This is a genomic window from Methylobacterium sp. 001424705 (genome assembly GCF_059816145.1).
This window is the reverse complement of the sequence record NZ_JCBANU010000005.1, coordinates 158,857-168,752: the sequence shown is the minus strand read 5'-3', so window position 1 is coordinate 168,752 and position 9,896 is coordinate 158,857. Positions and strand designations below refer to the sequence as shown.

General features: G+C 72.5%; 6 protein-coding genes and 1 pseudogene. All 7 read left to right on the top strand.

Annotation, left to right across the window (positions count from 1 at the left end; genetic code table 11):
- Positions 1-554 (top strand): annotated as a pseudogene (locus AC6EUL_RS06510) (CheR family methyltransferase); the annotation flags it as partial.
- Entirely contained in the window at positions 551-1,099 is a 549-nt protein-coding gene (locus AC6EUL_RS06505) for a chemotaxis protein CheW (RefSeq protein WP_499869494.1), read from the top strand. The pseudogene AC6EUL_RS06510 and the gene AC6EUL_RS06505, both read left to right, overlap by 4 nt.
- 107 nt (positions 1,100-1,206) lie before the next feature.
- Positions 1,207-2,877, top strand: a complete 1,671-nt coding sequence (locus AC6EUL_RS06500) for a methyl-accepting chemotaxis protein (RefSeq protein WP_056219916.1) — start codon at positions 1,207-1,209, stop codon at positions 2,875-2,877.
- A gap of 120 nt (positions 2,878-2,997) precedes the next feature.
- Positions 2,998-5,229: a hybrid sensor histidine kinase/response regulator gene (locus AC6EUL_RS06495; RefSeq protein WP_499869492.1), complete on the top strand. Its 2,232-nt coding sequence runs from the start codon at positions 2,998-3,000 to the stop codon at positions 5,227-5,229.
- Between the two features lie 53 nt (positions 5,230-5,282).
- Positions 5,283-6,326, top strand: a complete 1,044-nt coding sequence (cheB, locus tag AC6EUL_RS06490) for a chemotaxis-specific protein-glutamate methyltransferase CheB (protein WP_499869503.1) — start codon at positions 5,283-5,285, stop codon at positions 6,324-6,326.
- Positions 6,323-8,029, top strand: coding sequence for a response regulator (locus AC6EUL_RS06485; protein WP_056219906.1), 1,707 nt, complete (start codon positions 6,323-6,325; stop codon positions 8,027-8,029). Before cheB ends, AC6EUL_RS06485 begins: the two co-directional genes overlap by 4 nt.
- A 2-nt stretch (positions 8,030-8,031) precedes the next feature.
- Entirely contained in the window at positions 8,032-9,888 is a 1,857-nt protein-coding gene (locus AC6EUL_RS06480) for a response regulator (RefSeq protein WP_499869489.1), read from the top strand.
- Positions 9,889-9,896 lie beyond the last annotated feature (8 nt).

Here is a 9,896-nt window from a genome sequence, read left to right as displayed (position 1 = left end):
GCCCGGTCGCCCCGCCCATGCCGGCCATCGGGCAGCCGGAGGCGGCCGAGTTCGGCTCGTCCAAATCCGACCTGCCCGACCCGACCCTGCTCGACCTCCCCGAGCCCCCCGGCGCGGATGCGGTGGAGCCCCCGGACCCTTCGGTGCGACCGGACGAACCGGCCCGCATCCGGGCCCTGGCCGATGCCGGCGAGACCGCGGAGGCCTGGCGGGCGGTCCGGGCGGCGATCCGCGCTGCGCCGACCGATCCCGTCCTGCACTACTATGACGGCCTCCTCGCCCACAGCCTCGGGCGCGAGGCCGAGGCCGAGCGGGCCTGGCGCGGCGCGCTCTACCTCGATCGCACCTTCGTCATGGCGCATTACCAGCTCGGCTTGCTGATGATCGGCCTCGGCCGGCGGGCGGACGCGGTGCGGGCCCTCGACAACGCGATCCGTCTGGCCCAATCCCTGGCGCCGGATGCGGTGGTGGTCGAGGGCGACGGGCTCGGCCCGCACGAGATCGCGCGCAGCGCCGCCCTTGCCCGTGCCGGCGTGACAGGAGAAGGGCCGTGACGCAGACCCGGGCCGAAGCCCCCGCCGCCCGCCTGAAGGCCCTGCGCGCCGAGCGCTCCCGCCTGCTCGCCGGGCGTGGACGGGGGACGGCTGAGGCCGCCGGGCCGACGCGGGCCGTTCTCGTCTGCGCCTGCGGCGACGACCGCTTCGCCCTCGCCCTCGCCCAGGTGGCCCAGGTGCTGCCGGCCCGGCCGGTGACCCCCCTTCCCGGTGCCCCGGCGGCGGTCCTCGGGCTCATCGCCATCTCCGGCCGGGTCGTCAGCCTGATCGCCCTCGCCCGCGCCCTCGGACGCGGCGACGCGGCGCCCGGTGACGAGGGCCACGTGGTCCTCGTGCGGGGCGCGGGGGTTCCGGTGGCGCTCGCCGTCGACCGCGTCCTCGGTGTCGCCGAAATCGCCGAGGCGACGGACGTTCCGGCCCTCGCCGAGGCCGGTTTGAGCACGGAGGCGGTTTCGGGGTATGCCCCGCCCGGCGCCGGACCGGACGGGGAACCCGGGTTCGTCATCGTCGATCTGCCGCGTCTCCTGCGCCGGTACCTGCCGTGACCGTCCCTGCCGCGCTGCCGCGCCGGCGGTGAGCCTTCTTCGTACTGCCGAGACCCGGGGCCGTCCTGCCTCGGTCCCGCTCGAATTCCCGGAGCCTGGAGCCCCTCGTGTCGATCTCGATCGGAAAACGCATCCTCCTCGGCTTCGTCGCCATCACCATCGTCATCGTAGCGCTCGGCTTCTATGCCCTGGGGCAGATCGGCGTGGTGCGCGACACGACCGACGGCATCGTCACCCGCGACCTGACGGTGGCGCGCCAGCTCGACGATCTCGCCAACAAGGCCCGCGACATGGGCCTCCAGCGCCGCAACGCCATCATCGCGCTGCTGATGCGGGCGCGGGGCGGCCCGGAGCGGGATGACGGCTCCGCCTCCTGGCGCCGGTCCGCCGCCGAGGCCGAGGCGATCCTCGCCGAACTCGTGCGCGCGACGGACAGCTACCGGGCCCGGTCGGCTTCCGAAGAGCGCAGTCTCGCCTGGCGCAAGGTGAACGGCATCGCCATCGAGGCCGTGGCCGAACTGCGCGAGCTGCGCAGTGCGAGCGAGGCGCAATTCGCCGCGATCGCCGCCAAGGACGTGGACGGTGTCGAGGCCCGCAACGAGGCGTTGAACCGAAGCCAGGAGCTGTTCCTCAGCGACATCGAGCGCACCCGCAGCGCCCTCGACGAGGGCATCGCCGCCGGCCAGCGCAGCGTGGCCGATCTCTACGAGCGCAGCCGCCTCTCCATCCTGCTCACGCTGGGCGCCTGCATCGTTCTCAGCATCCTCATCACCCTGCTGATCAGCCGGGCCGTGGTGCGGCCTCTCGAGGCGGTGATGGCCTTCGCCGAGCGCGTCGGCGAGGGCGACCTCTCGGGGACCCTCGAGGCGCGGGGCAAGGACGAGATCGGCCGTCTCGGCCGCACCCTGAACCGCATGGTGGCGGGTCTGGCCGACCTCGCCCGGACCAACCGGGCCGCGACCTCGGACCTCAACGCGGCGGCCGCCGAGATCCGCGCCTCCGCCCAGGAGCAGGCGGCCAGCGTCGAGGAGCAGTTCGCCGCCGTGCAGGAGACCGCCGCCACGGTCGACGAGATCACCCATTCCGGCGCGCAGATCGGCAAGCGGGCCGGCGAGGTCATCGCCACGGCCCAGTCGACGGCCCAGACCTCCCGCGCCGGCCTGCGCGCGGTGGCCGACACCGCGCGGGCGATGGATTCGATCCGTGAGCAGGCCGAGGCGGTGGCCGGCAACATCGTCGCCCTCTCCGAGAAGACCCAGGCGATCGGCGACATCATCACCACCGTCAACGACATCTCGGAACGCACCCATCTCCTGGCGCTGAACGCCGCCATCGAGGCGGCGGCGGCCGGCGAGAGCGGGCGCAGCTTCGCGGTGGTCGCCTCGGAGATGAAGCTCCTGGCCGACCAGGCCAAGGCGGCCACCGGGCAGGTCCGGACGATCCTCGGCGAAATCCAGCGCGGCATCAACACCTCGGTCATGCTCACCGAGGAGGCGGTCAAGCGCGCCGCCGCGGGCAAGGCTCGCTCCGACACCACCCAGCGGACCATCGAGGAGATCACCGCCCGGGTCGAGGAGAGCGTCCAGACCTTCCAGCAGATCGTCGCCTCGACGAACCAGCAGCAGCTCGGCATCGAGCAGGTGATGGGCGCCCTGCAGAACATCCGCCAGGCGAGCCAGCAGACGGCGGCCGGCACCCGCGAGGTCGAGGCGGCCTCCGCCAACCTCACCGAACTCGCCCAAGCCCTGATGACGCTTGCCGAGCGCTACCGGCACTGAGCGGACTTCCACGGTTGGGGGACCTCCGGTTTCGCGGGGCATGCATGATGAACGAATGGCTTCGCGCGGATTCCGGAGGTGCGGAATCCGCCGCAACCCTGGGGCGACTTTAGGCGACCGATGGACATTCGCCAGCTTCTACTCGCGGCGTTCGAGGTCGAGCACCGCGAGCACATCGATGCGATCCGTGCCGCCCTCGGAGGCGAGGACGGCGAGCACGTGCCCGATTGGAACGACGTCTTCCGGCGGGCGCACAGCCTGAAGGGCGCCTCCCGGGCCGTCGACCTGCCGGCGGTGGAGGCGGTGGCCCATCGCCTGGAGACCCTGTTCGAGCGCGTGGTGGCGCAAGAGGGCGGTCTCTCGCGCACCGCCACCGCTGCCGTGCACCTCGCCCTCGACCGGATCGAGGCCTACGTCGCCGGGTTGACCGACGGGACGGGCCCGGACATGCCGGCCGATGCCCTCGCGGCCCTGGACCGCGCCCTCGATCCGCAGGCCGCCGCATCGCCCGAGACGGACCGGGCGCCGGACACGGCCCCCACCGCGGCGCCGGCCACCGATCCTGCCCCGCCCGTCGTCACGGCTTCGAAATCCGCACCGTCCGAAGCCCCCACCGAGGTCGCCCAGACCCTCCTGCGGGTGCCTGCGGACGCGGTCGAAGCGCTGACGCGGGCCACACACGAACTGGCCAGTGCCCTCGGGGGCGAGGCCGTGCTGGCCGAGGGCATCGCCCGCCTGGGGCGCCGGGCCGCCGACCTCGCCCGTCTCGCCGAGCGCCGGCGCGGCGCCCGCGGATCGGAGCCGGAGGGCGATGCGCGGGCCTTGGAGACCGGACTCCTCGCCCTGGCGCGCGATGCCGCCGACCTGGCACGGGTTCGCAGCGCTCTCGCATCCTCGGTCGAGGGCGCCATGGCCCGGGTCGCCGGCGAGGCCGAGCGCCTGGCGCTGGTCCCGGCCGAGACCGCCTTCGGGGGATTCGCGCGAGCCCTGCGCGACCACGCGCGCGAGGCGGACCGCGCCATCACGGTGACCGCGCGCGGTCTCGACCTGCCGGTCGATCGCGGGATGCTTCAGGTCCTCAAGGACCCTGTCCTGCACGCCCTGCGCAACGCCTTGAGCCATGGGGCCGAACCCCCCGAGACGCGCCGGCACCTCGGCAAGCCCGACGCCCTGGCCATCGGCCTCGACGTCGAGGTCCAGGGGGGGCGCCTGGTCGTCCGGGTCCACGATGACGGCCGGGGGCCGGACCTCGCGGCCATCGCCGCCACCGCCCGGCGCCGGGGCCTACTCTCGGCCGACGCCGATCCCGGGCCGGAAGCGCTCCTCGCCCTGGTCTTCGAGCCCGGCTTCTCAACTGCCTCCGCCATCGACACCCTCTCGGGGCGCGGCATCGGTCTCTCGGTGGTGGCGGACGCGGCGCGCCGGCTCGGCGGCACGGTTCGCCTCCTGGCGCGCAGCCCTTTCGGCACCGAACTCGTCATGGCGCTGCCGCTCTCGGCCGCCCGCCGGGCGATGCTTCTCGTCCGGGGCGGCGGGATCACCTACGCGATCCCCAGCGCGTCGGCCGAGCGCCTGCTGCGCCTGGATCGCAGCGACCTTGCGCAGGTGATGGGCCGGATCGTGGCGCAGGTGGAGATCGGCGGCAGCTCCGTCAGCGTGCCGGTGCTGGATCTGGCAAGCCTTCTCGGCCTGCCGGATCGCGCGGAGGAGGCCGGGGCCACCTGCCCGGCGATCCTGCTCCGTGGCAACGGGCGCCGCTGCGTCCTCGCCGTCGATGCGTTGTCCGATGTGACCACCCTGCGGGTGTTGCCGGCCCCGCCGATCGGGACCGATCCGCGACTGGTCACCGGAACCGTGATTCTGCCGGGGGATCGGCCCGCCCTCGTCCTCGATGCCGAGGGGCTGGTCGCATGGGCGGGCGAGGCCGGCTCGGCCGCGGCACCGCAACCCACAGGCAGTCGCGGAACGATCGCGCAGGCGCCACGTTCGACGATCCTCGTGGTGGACGATTCGATCACCACGCGAACCTTGGAGAAGGGTATCTTGGAAGCGGCGGGATACCGCGTCGTCGTTTGCGTCGACGGCCAGGATGCGCTCGACCGCTTGCGGGCGGGCATCGAACCCGTAGATCTCGTCGTCGCCGACGTGGAGATGCCGCGTCTCGACGGCTTCGGACTCCTGAAGGCCCTGCGGGCTGAGGAGGCCTTCGCGCAGCTGCCGGTCATCCTGATGACCTCGCGCGGCGATGCGGAGGACGTGGCCCGCGGCCTCGACCTCGGGGCGGACGCCTACCTGACGAAGCAGACCTTCGACCAGCGCAAACTCCTCGACACCATCGGGCAATTGCTGTGACCGGACACGCGCGGGACGGATCGACGCCGGGAGCGCCCGTGCGGGTGCGGGTGATGCTGGTCGAGGATTCCCTCGTGGTGCGGCAGCTCCTCATGCACATCGTCGGCCGGGATCCGCGCCTGGAGGTCGTGGCGGCCGTGGCCTCCGGCGAGGAGGCCCTGGCGACGATCGGCCAGGTCCGCCCGGACGTCGTCTCGATGGATATCCGTCTGCCGGGCATCGATGGCCTGGAGACGACGCGGCGGATCATGGCCGAGCGCCCGACCCCGATCGTGGTCATCGCCGACGCGATCGAGGATTCCTCCCTGCGCATCTCGATGAACGCCCTGCGGGCCGGGGCGCTCTCGGTGGTCGAGAAGCCGGTGGCCACCACCAATGCCGGCTACGACGCCGCCGCGAGCGAGATCTGCACGCAGCTGCGTATCATGGCCGCCGTGCCGGTGATCCGGCGCCGGCCGATCGGCTCGGAATGGGCCGGTCGCGTCGCCGCGCCGCCGCCGTTGGCCGCCGCCCTCAAGGTGCCGGAAGCCGCCAGCGTCCTGGCCATCGCCGCTTCGACCGGCGGGCCGCCCGCCCTCGCCCGGGTCATCGGCGCGTTGCCGGCAAGTTTCTCCCTTCCTGTCCTGGTCGTCCAGCACATGGGTCCCGCCTTCATGGAGGGTTTCGCCAGCTGGCTGAACGGGGTCGTCGGGCTGCCGGTCGCCCTGGCCCGTGAGGGCGAACGGGCCGAGGCCGGCCGCGTCTACGTGGCACCGGGGGACCGGCACCTGGAGCTCGGCGGCGGCGGCCACCTGCGGATCAGCGATGCCGCCCCGGTGGGCGGCCAGCGCCCGGCCGCCACGGCCCTGTTCCGCTCCGTCGCCCGGCATGCCGGTGCGCGGGGCATCGGCGTGCTGCTGACCGGGATGGGCGAGGACGGGGCTCTCGGCCTCCTCGACATGCGTCGGGCCGGGGGGCTCACCGTCGCCGAGGACGAGAGCACCGCGGTGGTGTTCGGCATGCCGGCCGCCGCGATCCGCCTCTCGGCTGCCGGCACTGTGCTGCCCCTGGACCGGATCGCCGCCCATCTCGCTCGCGTGGCAGAGGCCGCGCCGTGACCGAGGCCACCCCACCCCGTCTCCTCCTCGTCGAGGATTCCGAGACCCAGGCGCTGGAACTGCGGCTGCTGCTGGAGTCGAAGGGCTTCGCGGTGGAGCGCTGCGCTACGGCCGAGGCGGCCCTCGACCAACTCAACACCCGCCTGCCCGACCTCGTGGTGGCGGACCATCATCTCCCCGGCATGAACGGCGACGAATTCGCCCGCCAGCTCCGGCTCTCCCTCCGCACCCGCGCCCTGCCCCTCCTGATGCTCACTGGCGCCCGCGACGGCGAGCGCCAGGGACTGGAGAGCGGCGCCGATGCCTACGTGGCGAAATCCGCCGATCGCGACCTCCTCGTGCTCCGTATCCGCGCCCTCCTACGCGAGCGCATGGGCGGCAGCGACGGGCCCGGCGTCTCCGCCTTCCGCCGGGGGCGCGTCCTCGTGGTCGATGCCAGCGCCACTTACCGGACCTTCCTCGCCGGCCTCCTCGCCCATGAGGGGCAGGAGGTTACCACCGCGGACAGCCACGCCGCCGCCATCGCGGCCCTGGAGGCGGCGGGCGCCGCCTTCGACTGCGTGACGATCGACCTCCTCGCCACGACCTATGACGGCCTCGCCCTCTGCCGGGCGATCAGCGACCACCGCAATGCCGGCCTCGCGGGCCGGGAGGCCGGCGCCCCGACCTTCCAGGTGGTTGGCATCGCCGGATCCAGCCCGGCCAAGGACTTCCTCGTGGAGGCCTTTGCCGCGGGCGCCGACGACGTGGTCTCGAAATCCGACGGCGAGATCCTGGTGATGCGGGTGCGCAGCCTCGTGCGCCGGAAGCTCCTGGAGGAGGACAACCGTCGCATCGCGGGCGAGTTCGGCGCCCGTGAGCGGGCCCTGGAGCGGGCCCGGGCCGAGGCCGAGGCGGCGGAGGCGCGCGCAGCCCTGGCCGGGGCCCTGGAGCAGGCCAACGCGGATCTCGCCACCGCCAACCGCAAGCTCACCGACGCGCAGGCCAAGCTCGTCCAGGCGGCCAAGATGGCCTCTCTCGGTGAGCTGGTGGCGGGCATCGCCCACGAGATCAACAATCCCCTCGCCTTCATCCTCGCCCACCAGGGAACGGTGGAGCGCATCCTCGGCGAGGTCGTCGCGGAACCGGATTCGCCCGACAGCCCGCGCCGGCTCAGGAAGTGCAGCGACCGGGTCGGGGCCATGCGCATGGGCCTGACCCGCATCCAGGACCTCGTCCTCAACCTGCGCAAGTTCTCCCGTCTCGACGAGGGCGAGCGCACCCTGGTGCACGTGCCCGAGGCGATCGAGACCGTGCTTGCCCTGATCCAGCACAAGCTCGGCGACCGGATCGCGGTCGTGCGGGATTTCGCGGGCCGGCCGGAGATCCACTGCACGCCGGCCCTCCTGAACCAGGTCGTCATGAACATCCTCGGCAACGCCGCGGACGCGATGCCCGATTCCGGCACCATCACCATCGAGACGCGCAGTCTCCCCGACACCGACATCATCCGGATCAACGACACCGGGTCCGGCATCCCGGAGACGCTGCGCGAGAAGATCTTCGAGCCGTTCTTCACCACGAAACCCGTCGGGTCCGGCACAGGTCTCGGCCTCGCGATTGCCTACAGTGTCGTGCAGGCGCATAGCGGCACGCTCAGCGTCGAGGCCGCTCCCGGAGGTGGGGCCTGTTTCGTCATCGGCATCCCACGACAGACGGGTTGAGCATGTCACAGGGCACGATCCTCGCCGTCGACGACGAACCGGACATCCTCATCGCCCTCGAGGACCTGTTCGAGGACCAGTACCGCGTCCTCACCACGACGAAGCCGGCCGAGGCGCTGCGGATGCTGGCCATCAACCCGGACATCGCCGTGATCCTCTCGGATCAGCGCATGCCGGGCATGACAGGCGACGCCATGTTGGCCGAGGCGCGCAAAGTCCACGACGCCCAGGCCATCCTGCTCACGGGCTACGCTGATATGAGCGCGGTGGTGGCGGCCCTGAACCAGGGCGGCATCACCGGCTACGCCACCAAGCCCTGGGACGCGAACCTCCTGCGCAACACCGTGCGCCAGGCCTTCGAGCGGCATCAGCTCGGGCGGGACCTCGCGACGGAACGGGCGCTCCTGCGCGGGCTCCTCGACAATGCCGAGGATGCGATCTCCTTCAAGGATGCGGAGGGGCGCTTCGTGCGCCTCAACGCCCGCAAGGCCGCGGGGCTCGGCGGCGACGTCGCCGGGTGCATCGGACGCACCGAGGAGGCGATCCTGGGCGACGGCGCAGCGATCCGTAGCGCGGATGCCGCCGCGTTCGCGGCCGGCGAGCCGAGTGACAGCCTGGTCGCCGAGGGGGCGACCGGGGCCGAGCGCTGGCGCCACGTCACCCGCGTGCCGATCCGCGACGCGGGCGGAGAGATCACCCATCTCGCGACCATCGAACGCGACGTCACCGACCAGAAATCCCTGGAGGCGCGCCTCCGGCAGTCGGACAAGATGCAGGCGCTGGGAACCCTGGCCGGCGGCATCGCCCACGACTTTAACAACCTGCTGATGGCGATCCTCGGCAGCCTCGAACTCGTGGCGCCGAAGGTCGCCGACCAGCCGCGGGTCCAGCGCCTCGTCGGCAACGCCATGCAGGCGGCTCAGCGGGGCGCCTCCCTGACCAAGCGCCTCCTCAGCTTCAGCCGCTCCCGCGACTTGCGCCCGCGCGCCGTCGACGTGAACGAGCTTATTACCGGGATGCACGATCTGCTCGCCGGCAGTCTCGGGGGCCTCGTCACCGTCGAGACGAGCCTCGCCCCGGAGGCGCCGGCCGCCTGCGTCGATCCGGACCAGCTCGAACTCGCGATCCTGAACCTCTGTATCAATGCCCGCGACGCCATGCCCGAAGGCGGGCGAATCGCCGTCGCCACCCGCAGCCTCGTGCTGGACGACGATCCGGACCTGCCGGCCGGCGCCTACCTGTCCGTCGAGATCGCCGATTCGGGCAGCGGCATCGCCCCGGAGATCCTCGCGCGGGTCTGCGAGCCGTTCTTCACCACGAAGGCAGTGGGCCAGGGTACGGGCCTCGGCCTCGCCATGGTTTTCGGCCTCGCCCAGCAATCCCACGGGCGCCTGCGCATCGAGAGTGCCCCGGGGGAAGGTACCCGCGTCCAGATCATCCTGCCCCGGGTCGAATCGGCGGGTCCCGACGAGGTGGCGGTGCCGGGGACCGCGACGCCGGCCGCCCGGGCGGCGCGCATCCTCGTCGTCGACGACGACCCGGAGGTCCGTCACGTGACGGCCTCGTTCCTGTCGAGCTTCGGCTACACCGAGCGCGAGGCCAGCGACGGGTCGTCTGCCCTTTCGCTGATGGAACAGGGAGCCTTCGACCTCGTGGTCGCCGACCTGGCGATGCCGGGCATGACAGGGGTGGAGTTCGCCGAGATCGTGCGCGCACGCTGGTCCGACGTGCCCGTGCTGATCGTCACCGGCCATGCCGAGGCGATCCCGATCCCGGCAGACCTGCCGGTGCTGCGCAAGCCCTTCGAATCCGCCGATCTGGCGGCGGAGGTCTCGCGCCTCCTCGACCGGGCCGCCTGAGACGCGGC